14 protein-coding genes are annotated in these 19,443 nt (G+C 69.9%); 8 read left to right on the top strand and 6 right to left on the bottom strand.

Features of this window, described 5'->3' with window-relative positions:
* Positions 1-141 precede the first annotated feature (141 nt).
* From pglX to PV396_RS27335, 6 genes are all read left to right on the top strand, one after another.
* Positions 142-3,702, top strand: coding sequence for a BREX-2 system adenine-specific DNA-methyltransferase PglX (gene pglX, locus PV396_RS27360; protein ID WP_319208939.1), 3,561 nt, complete (start codon positions 142-144; stop codon positions 3,700-3,702).
* A gap of 135 nt (positions 3,703-3,837) precedes the next feature.
* The gene (locus PV396_RS27355) at positions 3,838-5,013 is read left to right on the top strand and encodes an NAD(P)/FAD-dependent oxidoreductase (protein ID WP_319208937.1); all 1,176 of its coding nucleotides are present in this window, start codon (positions 3,838-3,840) and stop codon (positions 5,011-5,013) included.
* 415 nt (positions 5,014-5,428) lie between these two features.
* Entirely contained in the window at positions 5,429-7,696 is a 2,268-nt protein-coding gene (locus PV396_RS27350) for an acetate--CoA ligase family protein (RefSeq protein ID WP_319208935.1), read from the top strand.
* Between the two features lie 28 nt (positions 7,697-7,724).
* Positions 7,725-8,588: an enoyl-CoA hydratase/isomerase family protein gene (locus tag PV396_RS27345; RefSeq protein ID WP_319208933.1), complete on the top strand. Its 864-nt coding sequence runs from the start codon at positions 7,725-7,727 to the stop codon at positions 8,586-8,588.
* Positions 8,589-8,647: 59 nt separating this feature from the next.
* Positions 8,648-9,268, top strand: coding sequence for a flavin reductase family protein (locus PV396_RS27340; protein WP_416071485.1), 621 nt, complete (start codon positions 8,648-8,650; stop codon positions 9,266-9,268).
* A gap of 165 nt (positions 9,269-9,433) precedes the next feature.
* Positions 9,434-9,823: a RidA family protein gene (locus PV396_RS27335; protein ID WP_319208930.1), complete on the top strand. Its 390-nt coding sequence runs from the start codon at positions 9,434-9,436 to the stop codon at positions 9,821-9,823.
* Between the two features lie 75 nt (positions 9,824-9,898).
* On the opposite strand, the gene PV396_RS27330 is transcribed toward PV396_RS27335, so the two are convergent.
* Positions 9,899-11,227, bottom strand: a complete 1,329-nt coding sequence (locus tag PV396_RS27330) for an MFS transporter (RefSeq protein ID WP_416071484.1) — start codon at positions 11,225-11,227, stop codon at positions 9,899-9,901.
* Between the two features lie 71 nt (positions 11,228-11,298).
* Between PV396_RS27330 and PV396_RS27325 the strand changes: the two genes are divergently transcribed.
* Positions 11,299-12,378 carry a GlxA family transcriptional regulator gene (locus tag PV396_RS27325; protein ID WP_319208928.1) on the top strand — a complete coding sequence of 360 codons (1,080 nt, stop codon included), beginning with the start codon at positions 11,299-11,301 and terminating at the stop codon, positions 12,376-12,378.
* On the opposite strand, the gene PV396_RS27320 is transcribed toward PV396_RS27325, so the two are convergent.
* The 4 genes from PV396_RS27320 to PV396_RS27305 all read right to left on the bottom strand — a co-directional run bounded on the left by PV396_RS27320 (position 12,283) and on the right by PV396_RS27305 (position 17,114).
* Positions 12,283-13,701 (bottom strand): MFS transporter, encoded by a 1,419-nt coding sequence (locus PV396_RS27320; protein ID WP_319208926.1) that lies wholly within the window; start codon positions 13,699-13,701, stop codon positions 12,283-12,285. The genes PV396_RS27325 and PV396_RS27320 overlap by 96 nt on opposite strands.
* Positions 13,702-13,873: 172 nt before the next feature.
* The gene (locus PV396_RS27315) at positions 13,874-14,923 is read right to left on the bottom strand and encodes a Zn-dependent alcohol dehydrogenase (protein WP_319208924.1); all 1,050 of its coding nucleotides are present in this window, start codon (positions 14,921-14,923) and stop codon (positions 13,874-13,876) included.
* A gap of 21 nt (positions 14,924-14,944) precedes the next feature.
* Entirely contained in the window at positions 14,945-16,093 is a 1,149-nt protein-coding gene (locus PV396_RS27310; RefSeq protein WP_319208922.1) for an acyl-CoA dehydrogenase family protein, read from the bottom strand.
* A gap of 106 nt (positions 16,094-16,199) precedes the next feature.
* Positions 16,200-17,114 carry an SDR family oxidoreductase gene (locus PV396_RS27305; RefSeq protein ID WP_319208920.1) on the bottom strand — a complete coding sequence of 305 codons (915 nt, stop codon included), beginning with the start codon at positions 17,112-17,114 and terminating at the stop codon, positions 16,200-16,202.
* 107 nt (positions 17,115-17,221) lie between these two features.
* Here PV396_RS27305 and PV396_RS27300 point away from each other — a divergent pair, with 107 nt between their 5' ends.
* Positions 17,222-18,157, top strand: coding sequence for a cyclase family protein (locus PV396_RS27300; protein ID WP_319208918.1), 936 nt, complete (start codon positions 17,222-17,224; stop codon positions 18,155-18,157).
* A gap of 394 nt (positions 18,158-18,551) precedes the next feature.
* On the opposite strand, the gene PV396_RS27295 is transcribed toward PV396_RS27300, so the two are convergent.
* Positions 18,552-19,169, bottom strand: coding sequence for an ATP-binding protein (locus PV396_RS27295; protein WP_319208916.1), 618 nt, complete (start codon positions 19,167-19,169; stop codon positions 18,552-18,554).
* Positions 19,170-19,443: the final 274 nt, after the last annotated feature.

The raw sequence follows: 19,443 nt of genomic DNA, 5'->3' as shown, positions 1-19,443 counted from the left end.
GAGAGCGTAGACGGGTCTTCTAACACTCTCAAGTTTTTACGACACTCTCGCGGTGATAATCTCGCGACATCAAATAAGAACGGTGATTTCAAAAGTTCGGCCGACAACAAGCAGCAACGAACTCGACCCAGGAAGGGGCTCATGCTCTCCCGCCACGACCTGGCCAAGGAGCTGCGGCAGCTCACGGCCGACTTCGAGCTGGACCTCCGTGCACGCGTCGTCTCGGATCCGTCCGCAGCACAGCTGCGCGTCGACTACGAGACCGCACGGAAGCATGGCCTGACATCGGACACATGGCAGGTCTGGGTGGACGAACAGGTCTCCCAGGCAGCCACGGGTTGGATCCTCGCAACGGTCTTGATCCGGTTCTGCGAGGACAACGGGCTGCTCGACGTTCCATTCGCCTCAGGCGAAGCCGAATCCGTGGACGAGGAGTTCTTTCAGCAACACCCGGCCGCGACTGCCGCCGACCTGATCATCTCGACCGTGAACCGGCTGCGGGCACATCCCTCCATGGCCCAGGTGTTCAGCCGTGACAGCCATCCACTGTGGCGGTTGCGTCCCGGTCATGACGCATGCCGGACCCTTCTCGACTTCTGGCGCCGCCGGACTCCCGACGGTCGCCTCGTGCACGACTTCACCGACAGGACACGCTCCACGGAACTCCTGGGAGATCTGTACGGAGCCATTTGCGAGCGCGCCGGCAGGACATACGGCTCTGTTGCTACGCCATCGTTCGTGGTCAACCTGATCCACGACCTCACACTCGATCCCGCACTGGACGCATACATCTCCGGACAACCGGGGTTGTCCGGGTTCCGGATGATCGACCCGGCCTGCGGTACAGGCACGTTCTTGCTCACCGCTGTCGAGCGTCTTCTGCGGCATTGGTCCGAGTCCAGGCCCGACATGAGCCGCTGGCAACATGCAGCCCGGGCTCTAGGGTCGGTCCACGGCTGCGACATCGACCCGGGAGCTGTGAGCATCACACGGTTCCGCCTGCTGCTGGCCGCCATGAACAGCGCGGGCGAACGCAGACTCGACAACGTCCCGGATCTGCCCCTGGTTGTGGCGACGGGCGATGCTCTCCTGTACGGACGAGATGGCGGCCCTGCCGAAACGGGGCTCACCGGTTACGGCTCGCCGACCGACATCGCCGGCTACGCCAAACGTCATGGCCTCCTCCGCCCCGCCTCGTACCATGCCGTCACCAGCAACCCCCCGTTCATCACCGTCAAGAACAAGGCGCTGTTCGCGGCTTATCGCGACTCGTACGAGAGCTGCAACGGGCCCTACGCGCTCTCCGTCCCCTTCACCGAACTCTCCTTCGACCTCGCACTGCGGGGCGAGGACGCGGGCCGTGTCGGGTTGCTGACATCCAACTCCTTCATGAAGCGCGAGTTCGGCCGCAATCTCATCGAGCGCGTCCTGCCGAGGGTGCAGATCTCACACGTCATCGACGCGTCCGGCGCCTACATCCCCGGTCATGGAACCCCCGTCGTCATCCTCGCCGGGCGCAACCAGGTGCCGGATCCAGACGTGCCCGTCCACATGGTCGTGGGCCGACAGGGTGAGCCTCGCGTACCGGACGTGCCCAGCGAGGGGCTGGTCTGGCAGTCGCTGCGCCGTCTGGTGTTCGAAGCCGGAACCGAGGACGTCTGGGCCGAGTCCTATCTCCAGGAGCGCGGCCAACTGGACACCTTTCCATGGAGTCTCGCGTCGTCGGCGGCGCGAGCCGTGCTGCGCCTCATGGAGAGCAGCGGGGAACAACTCCAAGAACGCGTGTCTCGTATCGGCTACGCGGCGAACACGGGATCCGACGATCTCTTCTGTTCCACCGCCCGGTCTTTCGCCCGTTCCGGGGCCGAAGAATCGGCCATCGTCCACGTGCTCACCGGTTCCGAGGTACGCGACTGGTCCGCGCATGCGCAACTGCGGGCGTTCTTTCCGCGTACCGGGCACGGAGAGGAACCCGCCGATTTGGATCTGCTGCCTCGGCACCGGCGCCGTCTTTGGGCGTACCAGGCTGTGCTGAAACGGCGACCCGGCATGAGGAAGTCGGCACCGTGGTACGACTGGCACCAGTTCGCGTCGGACTGGGACACCCATCCGTGGTCCATCGTCTTTCCATGGGTGGCCACACAGCCTCACTTCAGCCTGCTCCGGGGTTCCGCCGTCCCGCTCAACTCCGCACCAGTGATCAAGCTCCCGCCGAGCGCCACCAAGGCCACTCATCTCGAACTCCTTGGCATCCTGAACAGTTCGACTGTCTCCTTCTGGCTCAAGCAGATGAGTCAGAGCAAGGGACAGCCGCACGTTGGCGCACTCCGCAGCGGTGAAGCCTGGGAGAAGATCTACGAGTTCACCTCGACAAGACTCCTCGACCTCCCGCTTCCCGCCACGCTCCCCAACTCCCCAGCCGCGGAACTGGACAGTCTGGCAACAGAGCTGGAGCAAGGCTTGTCCCACGTCGCCGCCCCCGACGTGCACCCCACCATTCAGTCACTCGACGTCGCCCAACGGCAGTGGCACGACATCCGAACACGGATGGTGGCGCTCCAGGAAGAACTGGACTGGCAGGTATACGCCTGCTACGGACTGATTCCCGACGACGGACAGCTGACCGCACACCGTGCAGATGTCCCCCCTCTCCAGCTCGGCGAGCGCGCCTTCGAAATCGTGCTGGCCAGAAAAGTCCTGGCCGGCGAAGCCACGACGTCATGGTTCAAACGCCACAATGCGACCCCAGTGACGGAGCTCCCAAAGCATTGGCCTCCGGCATACGGGGACCTCGTGCAGCGTCGTGTGGAAGTCATCGAGCGGAACATGCCCATTGCGATGATCGAACGGCCCGAATACAAGCGCAGCTGGTCCACCGGTGGTTGGGACAAGACGGTCCAGAGCATCCTCAGGGAACGTCTGCTCGACCTCTGCGAGACGCCGGAGCTATGGTTCAACCCCACTCCGGCGGGCCTCCGCCCCGTCGCGCGAACCATTCGGAAACTCGCTGAACTTCTCGCGGAGAACGAGGAGTTCATGGAGCTGGCTGCCCTCTCTGATACGGCCACGGAAAGCGTCGAGGTCCTACTGCTGGGCCTCCTAGCCGACGAGCACGTGCCACAGGCGGCCCCTCTCCGCTACAAAGCGTCGGGACTCGCCAAGCTGCATCGCTGGGAAGAACTGTGGCAAGCGCAATGGAGGAGGGAGGACTCCAGCCGTGCAACAGCCCAACGGGATCCCACCGGTGCCGCCGAGCACGAACTGAACCCGCCGCGCTTCACACCGGGAGACTTCACCCGGCTCTCCTACTGGAAGCAGCGCGGCAAGTTCGACGTCCCGAACGAGCGCTTCACCTCGTTCCCGACCTCTGTGTCGACCTTGTCCCCCACAACGCTGATCGGCTGGGCGGGCTGGGACGCCCGCGAACGAATGCAGGCGATGCTGGACCTCCTCGAAACAGACGCGCACGCGCACGCACATCGCGCCGAGTCAGCTCTGCCACTACTCGCAGCCTGGGTTGATGTACTCCCCTGGATCAGCATGACCGGCCGCGGTATCGGCCCCACACTGCCGTCGGATGACGACGGGACCTGGTTGCACGTGTACGAGGAACAGCTCACCCGCCTCGGCCTGACGGTTGAGGACGTGAACTCCTGGCGCCCCCCCGCCCCGAAACGAGGCAGACCCCGCAAGGGGGCGTAGAGCGACACTGAACAGCCACACTCCAAGCCTCCACGCCACCGGCCCCACCCATCTCCCCCACAGCCGTGATCAATCCGCAACCAATTCCGGTCTTGGCCGAGACCCAACAGGTGAGCGCGTGAATACGCTCGGCACATGGCCGACTCACCGACACCGCCCCTGTCCTCCGCCGCCCCCGTCTACGTCATCGGCGGCGGGCCGGGCGGTCTCGCCGTCGCGTACGCGCTGCGGGCCCAGGGGGTGCGGGCCGTCGTACTGGAGCGGGGCGAAGGGGTCGGATCGTCCTGGCGGCGGCACTACGACCGGCTGCATCTGCACACCACCCGACGGCTGTCCTCGCTGCCGGGGCTGGCGATGCCGCGCTCGTTCGGGCGGTGGGTGGCCCGGGACAACGTGGTGCGGTATCTCGAGAAGTACGCCGAGCACCACGAGCTGGAGGTCGTCACCGGCGTCGAGGTGTCCCGGGTCGAGCGGACCGCCGACGGCACCGGCTGGCTGCTGCACGCCACGGGTGGGCGCGAGTTGACCGGCAGCGCGGTCGTCGTCGCCACCGGCACCAACCACACACCCCGGATACCCGACTGGCCCGGGCGCGACGCCTACCGGGGCGAGCTGCTGCACGCCGGCCAGTACCGCAACCCCGCGCCCTACGTCGGCCGTGACGTCCTCGTCGTCGGGATCGGCAACACCGGTGCCGAGATCGCCGTCGACCTGGTGGAGGGCGGGGCCTCGCGGGTGCGGCTGTCGGTCCGCACGACTCCGCACATCGTGCGGCGGTCCACGGCCGGCTGGGCGGCCCAGTTCACGGGCATCGCCGTACGACGGCTGCCGGTGCGCCTTGTCGACAAGCTCGCCGGGCCGGTTGCCAAGGTCAGCGTGCCCGACCTGTCCGCGCACGGGCTGCCCCGCCCCGACACCGGGCTGTACTCCCGGGTGACCGAAGGCTCCCTCCCCGTGCAGGACGTCGGCCTCATCGACGCCGTACGCGGGGGCCGCGTCGAGATCGTGGCCTCCGTCGAGAAGTTCGAGGACGGAAAGGTGGTCCTCGCCGACGGCGAGCACCTCGAACCGGACGCCGTCATCGCCGCCACCGGATACCTCCGCGGCCTGGAAGGCCTCGTCGGCCACCTCGACGTACTCGACGCACACGGCAAGCCGGTCGTCCACGGCCCCCGCTCCCCGAAGAACGCACCGGGCCTCTTCTTCACCGGCTACACCAACCCCATCAGCGGCATGCTCCGCGAACTGGCGATCGACGCGGTACGCATCGCGAAGAGGATCGCGCGCCAGCAGTCCGCTACCCGGAAGTAGCCGAACCGCCCGCAATCCCACCCACCACGGCGAACTCGGCGACCGGCTCCGGCTCCCGCGCCACCCGGCCGCCACGCCACGCCACTCGGCCACCCGGCTACCCACGCCACCCGCGTCCTGGCCCGCGCGGCAGCCGGCCAGGGAGTCCGCCGCGCTGCCCTCCACCAGCCACCACACCCCCGGCGCCCCAGGTACCGCTCCACCCGGCCACCCGGCCACCGGGCCACCGGGCCACCGGGCCACCGGGCCACCGGGCCACCGGGCCACCGGGCCACCGGGCCACCGGGCCACCGGGCTGGAACTTCGCACGTATCGCGAAGAAGTTCCTCGCACACACCGGTTCCTGACGCAGTGTCAGTTCAGTAACCTGACACTGCGTCAGTTTATTGGCTGTCACACAGGATCGGGTGGACCGATGCTTGGATCAACCCACGGCACCCTCACCACCACCACCTCCCGCCGGGCCCGGGTCATCGCCTGCGGCGAGCAGCCCTCGCCGGTCGTGCACGGCAGGCCCGCCGACGTCGACGACCTCGACGTCAGCGGCCGTCCGCTGTACGCCGGCGTACCTGATCTCGACCGCTTCTTCCGGCCCGAGTCCCTGGCGGTGGTCGGTGCCTCGGACGCCGAGGGGCGGCCGAACACCGGTATCACCAGGCAGTTGCTGGCGTGGGCCGAGCGGGTCGGTGCCCGGCTGCACCCGGTGCACCCGACCCGCGAGGCCGTCTTCGGCCTCCCCTGCTTCCCTTCCGTCGCGGACCTGCCCGAGCAGGTCGATCTCGCCGTGCTGCTGGTCGCCGACCCCCTTCCCGTGGTCGAGCAACTCGCCGAGGCCAAGGTGAAGTTCGCCGTCGCCTTCGCCTCCGGGTTCGCGGAGACCGGCGACGCGGGCGCCGAGGCACAGGCCCGGCTGTCCGCCGCCGTCCGCCGCTCCGGCCTGCGACTGCTCGGCCCGAACACCAACCTCAACGCCTTCGAGAACTTCCGCGAGGACCTCGACGGCCCGGCGATCGCCCTGATCACCCAGTCCGGCCACCAGGGCCGCCCGGTCTTCGCCCTCCAGGAACTCGGCATCCGCCTCTCCCACTGGGCCCCCACCGGCAACGAGGCCGATCTGGAGACCGCCGACTTCATCTCCTACTTCTCCGAGCGCCCCGAGGTGGGCGCCATCGCCTGCTATGTCGAGGGCCTCAAGGACGGCCGCTCCTTTCTCCTCGCGGCCGACCGGGCCGCCCGGCGCGGAGTACCCGTCGTCGCCGTCAAGGTGGGCCGCACCGAGACCGGCGCTCGCACGGCCGCCTCCCACACCGGCAAACTGACCGGCGCCGACAAAGTCGTGGACGCGGCGATGCGGCAGTACGGAGTGATCCGCGTTGACGGACTCGACCAACTCCAGGACACCTCAGCCCTGTTGGCGCGGGCCCGCCGTCCGCTCGCCGACGGGGTCGCCGTCTATTCGATCTCGGGCGGCACGGGCGCGCACTTCGCGGATCTGGCGACCGAGGCGGGACTGCACCTGCCGCAGCTGTCCGCCGGCAAGCAAGCCGAGCTGCACGAGTGGATACCCGACTACCTGAACGTGGCCAACCCGATCGACAACGGCGGGCATCCGGTCGGCGACTGGCGCGGCCGGAAGATCATCGACTCGATCCTCGCCGACCCGGCCGTCGGCGTCCTGATCTGCCCCATCACCGGCCCCTTCCCCCCGATGAGCGACAAGCTCGCCCAGGACCTCGTGGACGCGGCCGAGCAGACGGACAAGCTGGTGTGCGTGATCTGGGGATCGCCGGTCGGCACGGAGTCCGCGTACCGCGAGACGCTGCTCGGGTCGTCCCGGGTGGCGACCTTCCGTACCTTCGCGAACTGCGTGACGGCGGTCCGGGCCCACCTCGACCACGCCCGCTTCACGGCGTCCTACCGCTCCCCCTTCGACGAGGCACCGCGCACCCCCTCGCCCAGTTTCCGCAAGGCACGCGCGCTGATGCGGCCGGGCCAGGCGCTGAGCGAGCACGCCGCGAAGCTGCTGCTGCGCGCGTACGGAATCCGGGTGCCGCGCGAGCAGTTGGTGACCAGCGCGGCGGCGGCCGTGCGGGCGGCGGGGCTGGTGGGCTACCCGGTGGTGATGAAGGCGTCGGGCGGCCAGATCGCGCACAAGACGGAACTCGGGCTGGTGAAGATCGGGCTGACCTCGGCCAGCCAGGTCCGGGACGCCTATCGCGAGCTGACCGACATCGCCCGCTACGAGGGCGTGGACCTGGACGGCGTACTCGTGTGCCAGATGGTCGAGCGGGGCGTCGAGATGGTCGTCGGCGTCACCCACGACGACCTGTTCGGGCCGACGGTGACGGTCGGGCTCGGCGGCGTGCTCGTGGAGGTGCTGCGGGACACCGCCGTACGCGTGCCGCCCTTCGGTGAGGACCAGGCGCGGGACATGCTGACCGAGCTGCGCGGGCGGGCCCTGCTCGACGGGGTCCGGGGGCGCCCCCCGGCCGACCTGGACGCGCTCGTCGAGGTCGTCCTGCGGGTGCAGCGCATGGCGCTGGAACTCGGGGACGAGCTGGCGGAGCTCGACATCAACCCGCTGATGGTGCTGCCCAGGGGACAGGGAGCGGTGGCGCTGGACGCGCTGGCGGTGTGCGGCCCTGGTCCGGAGGACCAGGACGTGAACCAGCAGCCGCTCTAGCCGCCACAAGAAACGGAGCAGCACTCCCATGACTTCCTCCCCCGAAGAATCCAGCACGCCGAAAATCCCGGAAGAGCCGGGAAAATCCGCTGATGCGCCTGAGTCATTGGTACTGCACGCCACTGACAATCACGTCTCGTGGATCACCCTCAACCGCCCCGAAGCACTCAACGCCATCACCCCTGACCAGCGAGAACGCCTGATCCAACTTTTTTCCGACGCCTCTGCGGACCCCGCCGTACGAGCCGTCGTCCTCACCGGGACGGGCCGCGGCTTCTGCACCGGCGCGGACCTGCGGGGCGGAGGCCGGAGCACCGCCGGGGAACGGGTCGCCGGTGACGTGGCCCGGGTCATCCGGCTCGGCGCGCAGCGCCTGATCGGCGCCGTCCTCGACTGCGAGAAGCCTGTCGTCGCCGCCGTCAACGGCACGGCGGCCGGCCTCGGCGCCCACCTGGCCCTCGCCTGCGACCTGGTCCTGGCGGCGGAGTCGGCCCGGTTCATCGAGGTGTTCGTACGCCGGGCCCTGGTCCCCGACGGCGGCGGGGCCTACCTGCTCCCCCGCCTGATCGGCCCGCAGCGCGCGAAGGAGCTGATGTTCTTCGGCGACGCGCTGACCGCGCCGGACGCCGAACGCATGGGCCTGGTCAACCGGGTCGTACCGGACGCGGACCTCCACAAGACGGCCCGCGAATGGGCGGAACGCCTGGCAGCCGGACCGACCCGCACCCTCGCCCTGACCAAGCAACTGGTCAACGCCTCCCTCGACTCCGACCGCACCACCGCCTTCGCCGCCGAGGCCACCGCCCAGGAGATCAACATGACGACGGCGGACGCGAAGGAAGGGGTGGCGAGCTTCGTGGAGCGACGGAGTCCTCGCTACAGCGGGCGTTGACTGGGTTGACTCGCTTACGGGGCTTCACTTCTGACGCTCCGTCAGTTCCAATGGAACACATGTTGGGACAAGCGGGAATGGCGGCGGCTGCCGTTCGTTATCTCCGGTCCGCCGGTGCGCCGACAGTGGCGCCCACGGTCGCGGGCTCCGTCGAGGCGCTGCCCCGGCCGGACTTACGGGCGGTCGGCGAGGACGAACGGGTACCGGTCGCCCCGGCCGAGTTTCGGCGCGTGCTGGGCAACTTCGCCACCGGCGTCACTGTCGTCACTGCCCCGGCCGCTGAAGGCGAGACCTCTCCCGCCGGCTTCGCCTGCCAGTCCTTCGCCGCCCTCTCCCTCGAGCCGCCCCTCGTCGTCTTCATGGTCGGCCGTACGTCGAGGACGTGGCCGCTCATCGCACGCGCGGGCGTCTTCTGCGTCAACGTACTGGGCGCCGGCCAGGGCGGGTTGTGCCGCGGGTTCGCGAGAAGCGGCGCGGACAAGTTCGCGGGAGTGGAGTACGACCCGGCCCCGGTCTCCGGTTCCCCGCGCCTCACGGGCTCCTCAGCGTGGGTCGACTGCACGATTCACGCGGTCCACACGGGCGGCGACCACCTGATCGTCGTAGGCCGGGTGGACGCGCTGGGAACGGGCCCAAACGAGGACACTCCGCTGCTTTTCCATCGCGGTCGCTTCCTCTGACCCCGAACTGGGGGTGGAACTGCTGATGGTTCGCACGGGAGCGCGGCCCGCGTTGGGCTCGCACAACCCAACGTGCGCCGGGCTGGGCCGACTTGGTGCCGTATACCGTTGCCTCTCCGCCTGTCGTTCGTGGAGGCAACTGTGCCGGATGAGTCAGAAGAGAACATGCTTACCCACGTTCCGCCGGACGGGGTCGCCCCAGGCAACGGCTACAGCCATGTGGTTGTAGGCGAAGGCCGACTGGTAGTCATCTCAGGGCAGGTCGCACTGGACGAACAGGGAAACGTGGTCGGGAAGGGCGACGCGGCCGCCCAGGCCCGCCAGGTCTTCGAGAACCTGCGGCGCTGTCTGTCGGCGGGAGGCGCGACGTTCGCCGAGGTCGCCAAGCTCACCTACTACGTCACCGACGTCGCCGTCCTGCCGGAAGTACGCGCCGTCCGCGACACGCACATCGACACCGCGCGTCCGCCTGCCAGTACCGCGGTACAGGTGGCCGCCCTGTACCGGCCGGAGCTCATGCTGGAGGTGGAAGCCCTGGCCATAATCCCCTGGTGACCGGTCCTCGGACGACTCCGTCTTCCTCGTCATCGTGCGGCCACATCGCGCTGATGCGGCGCCCGAGGCCCGTTCTCAGGCCGCCGCCACCCTCACCGCCCCAACGACAGGCCGCCGCCTGCGAATGACCAGCGCCATCAGCGCCGCCGCCGCGCACAGCGCGCCCGACGCGTACCAGACCACGTCGTACGAACCGAAGACGTCCCGGGCCAGGCCGCCGAGGAAGGCGACGAGGGCCGCGCCGACCTGGTGGGAGGCGAGAACCCAGCCGAAGACGATCGCACTGTCGTCGCCGTAGTGCTCGCGGCACAGGGCCACGGTGGGCGGGACCGTGGCGACCCAGTCGAGGCCGTAGAAGACGATGAAGAAGACCATCGGCGGGTGGACGGACGGGCCCAGCAGCACGGGCAGGAAGAGGAGCGAGACGCCGCGCAGCGCGTAGTACACCGCCAGCAGGCGACGCGGGTCGTAGCGGTCGGTGAACCAGCCGGAGGCGATCGTGCCGACCACGTCGAAGACGCCGATGACGGCGAGCAGTGAGGCGGCGGCCGTGATGGGCATGCCGTGGTCGTGGGCGGCGGGTACGAAGTGGGTCTGGATCAGGCCGTTGGTGGAGGCACCGCAGATCGCGAAGGTGCCGGCGAGCAGCCAGAACGGGCCGGTGCGCACCGCCGAGAGCAGCACCTGGATCGTACGCCGCGCCGCGCCCTGGACGGGGGCCGGCTTCGGTACGAACTCCTCGGCGCCGTACGGCTTCAGGCCGACGTCAGCCGGGTGGTCGCGCAGCAGCAGCCAGACGAAGGGGATGACCGTCAGGGCGGCCAGGGACACCGTCACGGCCGCGGGACGCCAGTCGTACGTCTCGATGATCCACGACAGCAGCGGCAGGAAGATCAGTTGGCCGGAGGCGGACGCGGCGGTCAGGATGCCCGTCACCAGGCCCCGCCGCTCGGTGAACCAGCGGTTGGTGACGGTCGCCGCGAAGGCGAGCGCCATCGAACCGGTACCCAGCCCGACCAACAGGCCCCAGCACAGCATCAGTTGCCAGGCGGCCGTCATCCACACGGTGAGGCCGGAGCCGAGCGCGATGATCCCGAGGGCGACCGCGACAACCCGCCGGATACCGAAGCGGTCCATGAGCGCGGCGGCGAAGGGTGCCGTCAGCCCGTAGAGCGCGAGGTTGACGGAGACGGCTGCGCCGATCGTGCCCCGCGACCAGTCGAACTCGTCATGGAGAGGGTCGATGAGCAGCCCGGGCAGCGAACGGAAGGCGGCGGCACCGATGATCGTCACAAAGGTGACAGCGGCGACGAACCAGGCCCGATGGATACGCGGGCTCGGGGCCCGGCCGGGCTTGCGGAGATCGTCGGCGGAGTCGGCGGTCTGTCTTGAAGTCGTCGTCACGTCATCAAGCGTCCGACCTGCGCACTCAGCCGACGAGTGGCCCGAAGGACAGCATTCGATAGGATCGGGCCATGGCCGTCACCTTCAACGCCTCCACCGCCCCCGACGCGCCCATCCCCTCCACCCACCCGCAGGCGGACCCCGACTTCCGCCCCCACCGCGTCGTCGTTCTCGCCCTCGACGGGCTGCTCCCCTTCGAGTTGGGCATCCCGCACCGCATCTTCGGCCGCCCCCGGGATGCCCTGCACCGGCCGCTGTACGAGGTCGTGACCTGCTCGATCCGGCCGCCGGGCCCCGTCGAGACCGACGCCGACTTCGCCATCCAGGTCGCCCACGGGCCGGAGGCCCTGGGCACCGCCGACACGGTGATCGTCCCGGCTTCGTACGAGCTCGGGCCGGTGTTCGAGCGCGGTGTGCTGACCGACGAGCTGGCCGCCACCCTCGCCCACATCCGGCCCGGCACCCGGCTCGCCGCCATCTGCACCGGCGGGTACGTCCTCGCCGCCGCCGGACTTCTGGACGGCCGCCCGGCGGCCACGCACTGGGCCGATGCCGAGCACTTCCAGCGGATCTTCCCGCAGGTGAAGGTCGACGCGGACGTTCTCTTCATCGACGACGGCGACGTACTGACCTCGGCGGGCGTCGCGGCCGGGATCGACCTGTGCCTGCACATGGTGCGCCGCGACCACGGCGCCGCCGTCGCCAACGAGGTGGCCCGCCGTACGGTCGTACCGCCGCACCGGGACGGCGGGCAGGCGCAGTACATCCAACGCCCGCTTCCCGAAACCCAGTTGGCGACCACGACCACCGCCCGCGCCTGGGCACTCGGCCACCTTCACGAGCCCCTCCAGCTGCGCGACCTGGCAGAGCAGGAGTCCATGTCGGTACGTACGTTCACGCGCCGGTTCCGTGAGGAGGTCGGCGTCAGCCCGGGTCAGTGGCTCACCCAGCAGCGCGTGGAACGGGCCCGGCACCTGCTGGAGTCCACCGACCTGTCCGTCGACCAGGTGGCCCGCGACGCCGGCTTCGGCACGGCCCAGTCGATGCGGCAGCACCTACAGGCGGTGCTCGGGGTCACACCGACCGCGTATCGCCGTACCTTCCGGGCCGGGGCCGTCGAGGCAAGCGGGGCCGGCAGGATCGCCGGCTGAGACATCCGAGGCACCTGAGGAGGCACCTGCGGCGGCAGGGCCGGCAAGACCGGCAGGACCGGCTGTTACGACCGTGTCGGCGCCCCCCGCCGAACGGTCCCCCGTGCGGGTCTCGCCCCACCACCCGACGCCTGTCAGCAGAAGCGTCAGGGCCACGCCGGCCAGGACCGCGGTCGACGGTGCCGTCACCTGGAGCAGGGCGCCCGCGAGGGAGCCGGCCGCCGCGTAACCGGCCCCGGCAGCCGCGTACATGACCGAGTAACCCGCGGCCAGGGCGCCGGGCGGCAGCGCCTCGCGCAGGGACAGGTTTCGGGTGACGAGCGCTCCCGACTGGAGCATGCCGCTCACCGCCAGCGCGGCGGCGATCCCGGCCATCCCCGGTATCAGCGCGGCGCCGGTCACGCAGACGGACATTCCGACGATCAGGACCACGCTGCGGGTGCGCAGCCGCCCCGGCCAGGCTCTCAGGCCGTAGACGAAGGCGCCCAGACCCGCGCCGACCGCCATTCCCGCCAGGATCGGCCCGGACCAGCCGACACCGATCCCGCGCTGTTCGAGCAGCGCGGGCAGCACGAGTTCCGCCAGACCGAGCAGGGTGAGGCTCGCGGCACCGGTGACGTACACCGGCCAGGCGCCGACGAGCAGACCGAGCAGCGAAGGACCCGCCCCCTCCTTTTCATGGCCCTTCCCATGGCCCTTCCCCCGCCCCTGGCCCGTCCCCCGCCCCTGTCCCTCTCCTCGCGCGTCGTCCGTCCCCCAGTCGGCCGGAAGCAGCCACAGGCCCACGAGCGACGACGCCATGAGCACGGCGGCGAGGAGCAGCGGGAGGCGCGGGGCCAGTCCCAGCGCGAGGCTGGTCACGGCGGCCGGGGAGACGGCCCACACGCCCGACATCAGCATCGACTCCGCGGACATCGCCTGCGCCACGGCCCGCGCCGGAACCAGGTCGGTGAGCAGCGCGCGCAACCCACCGGCGCTGGCGGCCGGAGCACCGCCCGCCATGAACGCGAACGCCGCGAGAACCCCGGGATGCGCACCCGGGAAAACCCCGAGCGCCACGAATCCGGCAGCCCCCACCACGAGCCCCGCGGCCAGTTGCGGACGGGCCCGTTCGGGACGCAGCCGCAGACCGAGAGCCGGAGCGCCGACGATCTCCCCGAGTACGTACGCGGCGGCGAGAGCCGCGCCCAGGGCATAGCCGCCCGGCCGTTCCCGCACCAGGAACACCAGGGCCAGCGGAGCCATGGCCACCGGCATACGGGCACCGACGGAGGTGCAGGACCAGATCAGGACCTGCTTCGTGGCGACGTCGCGATAGCTCATGGGCCGAAGGTAAAGGCAGGGACCGACAATGCCCCAGGGGATTTCCAGCGCCTGTGGACAACTCCTGGCATGCCCCACTCAGACACCACGACTCTCCAGCTCTCAGCTCTCAGCTCTCAGCTCTCAGCTCTCAGCTCTCAGCTCTCAGCTCTCAGCTCTCAGCTCTCAGCTCTCAGAAAGTCAGCACCCCTCGCGCGACCCGCCCCGCCTCCGCATCCCCCATCGCCTTCTCGAAGTCCTCCACCGGGTACGTCTCCGTCACCAACTCGTCGAGCAGCAGCCGCCCTTCGCGGTACAGCTCGGCGTACAGCGCGATGTCCCGCTGCGGCCGCGAGGACCCGTAGCGGCAGCCGAGGATCGACTTGTCCAGGTACATCGACGAGACGAGGAAGGACGCCTCGACGGTCGCCGGTGGTACGCCGAGCAGGATCGCCTGGCCGTGCCGGTCGAGCAGGTCGACGGCCTGGCGTACGAGTTCGACGCGCCCCACGCACTCGAAGACATGGTCGGCGCCCGTCGGCAGCACGTCCCGCACGCCCTCCGTCGAGGTCAGGAAGTGGGTCGCGCCGAACCGTCGCGCGACCGTCTCCTTCGCCGGGTTCGCGTCCACGGCGACGATCCGCAGGGCGCCCGCGATCCGCGCGCCCTGAAGGACGTTCAGCCCGACCCCGCCCGTACCGATCACCACGACGGTGTCGCCGCGGTCGACCCGGGCCCGGTTGAGTACGGCGCCCACGCCGGTCAGGACCCCGCACCCGATGAGCGCGGCGGAGGACAGGGGGATGTCCTCGGGTATCCGCACCGCCTGTACGGCCTTCACCACCGTCCGCTCCGCGAAGGCCGAGTTGGACGCGAACTGGAACACCGGCCGCCCGCCCCGGGTGAACGGCCGTCCCGGCCGTCCGATCGCCTGCCGGCACATGGTCGGGCGCCCCCGGTCGCACTCCGCGCACGCACCGCAGTTGGCGAGCGTCGACAGGGCCACGTGATCCCCGGGCGCGACATGCGTGACCCCTGCCCCGACCGCCTCCACCACGCCCGCGCCCTCGTGCCCGAGCACCACGGGAACGGGGAAGGGGATGGTTCCGTCCACGACGGAGAGATCGCTGTGGCACAACCCCGCCGCCGAGATCGCGACGAGCACCTCCCCCGCGCCCGGATCCCGTACCTCCAGATCGTCGACGACCTCGATCTGCTTTCCGTCGAAGAGCACACCTCGCATCACGCAGCCCCTTGTCAGCCGTCAGCCCTTGGGTTCTCTCGGCAGTCCGAGCACGCGCTCGGCGATGATCGTTCGCTGGATCTGGTCGGAGCCGCCGTAGATCGTGTCGGCCCGGGAGAACATGAACAGGTGCTGTGCGGCGTCGAGTTCGTACGGTGTCGCCTCGGACCACGGAACCGGCCCCACGGCCGCCCCCGCGCCCCGCACCGACACGGCGAGCTCACCGAGCCGTTGATGCCAGCCGCCCCACAGCAGCTTGGCCACGCTCGGCGCTCCGGCGTCACCCGAACTCCCCAGTGTGCGCAGGGCGTTCCAGCGCATCACCCGCAACTCGGCCCACTGCCGCACGAGTCGCTCCCGCAGGACGGGATCCCCCGCAGCCGCCCCGCTGTCGACGGCGGCCCGCACGATCCGCTGCAACTCCCCGGCGAACCCGATTTGTTGAGCCAGGGTCGAAACTCCCCGCTCGAACCCGAGGAGGCTCATCGCGACGTTCCAGCCGTCGCCCTCGCCTCCGACGAGGTGTTCCGCGCGCGCGTGTGCCCCGTCGAAGAAGACCTCGTTGAACTCGCTGGTCCCGGTCATCTGCCGGATGGGCCGGACCTCGATCCGCCCCGGCTGGTCCATGGGGACGAGCAGAAAACTGAGCCCCCGGTGCCGGACCGATCCCGCTTCCGTGCGGGCGAGCACGAAGCACCAGTCGGCCTCATGGGCGAGGGACGTCCAGATCTTCTGCCCGGTGATCCGGTACGAGCCGTCGGCGGCCCGTTCCGCTCTCGTACTCACCCCGGCGAGGTCCGACCCCGCCCCGGGCTCGCTGTACCCCTGGCACCAGAGTTCCTCACCGGCGGCGATGGGCGGCAGAAACCGCGCCCGCTGCTCCTCGGTACCGTGCGCGAGCAGCGTCGGGGCAAGCAAATTCTCCCCGATGTGCCCGGACCGCGCCGGCGCCCCCGACCGCGCGTACTCCTCGGCCCAGACAACCTGCTGCGTAAGACCGGCACTGCGATTGCGGTACCCCGACTCCCCCCAGGAGAGCCCGATCCACCCCCCTTTACCAAGCATCCGCTCCCATGCACGCCGCTCAAGGCCCTCCTCGACACGCCCACAGAGCCAAGCCCGAACTTCCGCCCGGAACTCGTCATCCCCGCCACCGAACGCAAAGTCCACAGCCCTCTCCTCTCGACGCAGGACACGACCGACTTCTTAGGGGCGCGGGGAACTGCGCGACCAGCCACGGACGGCCCGCAGCCGCCATACAACACACGCGCCCGAGCTACTGGGCGTTCGGCCGCCCCCCACCCCGCGCCGCCTCTTCCATCCGCTCCACCTGCGAAAGCATCGGCATCGGATCCACCCCCACCGACCCCGGCAGAAACTCCGCGATCCGTTCCGCCGTCCACCCGCCGGAGGCATACGCCGCACGCAACTCCCTCGGCTGCGCCCACACCGCGATCTTCGGCCCCGCCACCGTGTACACCTGCCCGGTGATCCCCTGCTCCTTCGCACGGTCGGACAGCAGATACACGACCAGGGCCGCCACATCCTCCGGCTCCCCGATCTCCGCCAACTCCATCGGCACGTTCGCCGACATCCGCGTACGGGCGACCGGCGCCACCGCGTTCGCACTCACCCCGTACTTGTGCAGCCCCAGCGCCGCGCTCCGTACGAGCGAGATGATCCCGCCCTTCGCCGCGCTGTAGTTGGCCTGCGACACCGACCCCTGGTGGTTGCCGCTGGTGAACCCGATCAGCGTCCCCGACCGCTGCTGCCGCATCACCGCCGAGGCCGCCCTGAACAGGGTGAAGGTGCCCTTGAGGTGGGTCGCCACCACGGGGTCCCACTCCTCCTCGGACATGTTGAACAGCATCCGCTCGCGCAGGATCCCGGCGACGCACACGACGCCGTCGAGGCGCCCGTACGACGACAGGGCCGTGTCGACGATCCGCTGGCCGCCCACCATGGTGGACACGTCGTCAGCCACGGCGACCGCGTCCCCACCCGCCGCCACGATCTCCTTGACGACGCCTTCGGCGATCTCGCTCGTCGGTGAGGCGCCGTCGACGGAGACGCCGTAGTCGTTGACGACGACCCGCGCGCCCTCGGCCGCCGCGCCCAATGCCACCGCCCGGCCGATGCCCCGCCCCGCGCCCGTCACGGCGATCACCTTGCCTGCCAAGAAGTTCCCCATGCCCGGCCCCTTCCCGCGGTTTCTGACGGACCGTTAGATTTTATGACCCGTCAGATATGCGGAGGCAAGCCCCGGGAGGGGACCGGTCTCCAGGAAGGACCGGACTCATGCCGCTGCCGGCCGAGTTCCACGCCATCGCCAAACGCGTGAACAACTGGGGGCGTTGGGGGGAGGCCGACGAACTCGGCACCCTCAACCTCATCACCGACGCCGTCGTACGCGACGCCGCCGCGACCGTCCGTACGGGCCACCGCGTCCCCCTCGCCCTCCCGCTGCAGCAGGACGGCGTCCAGACCGGGGCGATCCCGGGCCGGCTGAACCCCGTACACGCCATGGTCCAGATCAACCAGGAGCTGTTCGGGCCGCCGGGCGGCGGAACCGTGGCGACGAGCGACGACATCGTGACCCTGGGACTCCAGTGCGCGACCCACTGGGACGCCCTCGCCCACGCCTCCCACTCCGGGAAGCTCTACAACGGGCGCCCGGCGGACACGATCACGGCCCATTCCGGCGCCGAGTTCGCCGGCGTCGACAAGGCGCGGCATGTCGTCTCGCGCGGGGTGCTCCTCGACGTGGCCCGGGCCCGGGGTGTCGACCGGCTCGACGGGGGGCACGCGGTGACCCCGGAGGACCTGGAGGCGGCGGAGGAACTGGCGGGCACGCGCGTGCGTGCCGGTGACATCGTGCTCGTACGGACGGGCCAGATCCAGGTGTACCTGGCCGGCGACAAGCACGCGTACACGTACCCCTCGCCCGGGCTGTCGATCCGTACGCCGGAGTGGTTCCACGCACGGGATGTCGCGGCGGTCGCGAACGACACGCTGACCTTTGAGATTTTCCCGCCGGAGTCGGAGGATCTCTGGATGCCCGTACACGCGCTCGACCTGGTGGAGATGGGGATGCCCCAGGGCCAGAACTGGAATCTCGAAAAGTTGTCCACAGCCTGTGGACAAGAAGACCGGTACGAGTTCCTGCTGTCGGCGACACCAGAACCGTTCACGGGTGCCACCGGCAGTCCGGTGGCACCCGTAGCGATCCTCTAGCTCGTAACGGCCGGCCGGCGGCGCGCCATTGCCCACCCCAAGTACGGCATCGCGCGCCGCCACCCGCCTTCGGCGTTCCCACCCCCGCCCCCCTTGGCCCCGAGGAGGCTTACGCCGAATCACGATTCGCACTCGTCGAGGGCCCCCGTCACCGAACCCTCGCCGTCCCCTCCGGCGAATCGCGCTGCACACAAGCGTGTTCACACGGTCACGTCACGTCAACACCTGTTCGGCGATTCACCCCTTACGCACCTTTTGCGAGGACCGCGCACAGGGGCACACCCCGGCGCACCGCACCGCGACCGGCCGAAAACCCCCGGTGTTTCTGCAACCGTGCCCCGCCACGCGCCGCGCCGGGCACCACCGACGCACGCGGCACAGCCAGGACCTGCCGTCAGACGGCTTCGTACGCCGCCATGCCCCCGTACGCGGAGGCGGTGGAGGTGGAGGTGGCAGTGGACGGGCCGGGGGCGGTGGCAGTGGATGGCGCGGCGGCGGTCGACGCGGGGGCGGCCGGGGCGGTGGCCGCGGCGCTGTCGGCGCCATCACCCCGGTCTCCGCAGGGCGTTGCGGCCGGGCAGCGGTCCAGTTCGCACCAGATGCGCTTGCCGACGCCTTCCGGGTTCCACCCCCAGCGGTCGGCGAGCCCGTCGACCAGCTCCAGCCCGCGCCCGTTGGTGTCGTCGCCCTCGGCATGCCGGGGCGCGGGCGGCCGGGCGCTCAGGTCGGCGACCTCCAGCCGGACGACCCCGTCGGCCACGATCCGGGCGCGGGGCGGCCCACCGGACTGCGCGCCGAACACCTTGCGGAACGACAGCCGCAGCACGGCCGGACACCCGGTGTGCACCACCGCGTTGGTCACGAGTTCGGAGACGAGGAGGATCAGCGTCTCGGCCAGGGGATCGTCGTCCGCGACCCCCGACCCGGCGAGCCACGACCGCGCCCATCTCCGGGCCCGCCCCACCTCAGCAGGGTCGGGCCGGATCTCCAGCTGCACTTGAAGCACCTGCACCGCTCACACCATCCGAACCGGCGGACACATCGCCTCGCGCCGCACGAGGGCCACGATCGTAGCCATTTTCTGCATGCCCAGAACAACGGTTGGGCCATCGGCCAGATCAGGGATCACGGAATGTGTATCCCTTACGCGAAAGCATGGTTGACGTACAGTCATGCCAACAAGCGCTTCAGGCATATTCCAACGCGAAGGAGTACGCCTGAGGCATACTGTGCGACGCTCGCCGCGAGTAGTCGAACAGGCGGGCGCAGAACCGCGACCCGCCCCG

Source organism: Streptomyces sp. ME02-8801-2C, from assembly GCF_033793965.1.
Lineage (GTDB): Bacteria > Actinomycetota > Actinomycetes > Streptomycetales > Streptomycetaceae > Streptomyces.
The sequence above is the reverse complement of the archived record's forward strand: the minus strand, read 5'-3'. Positions and strand labels throughout refer to the sequence as shown.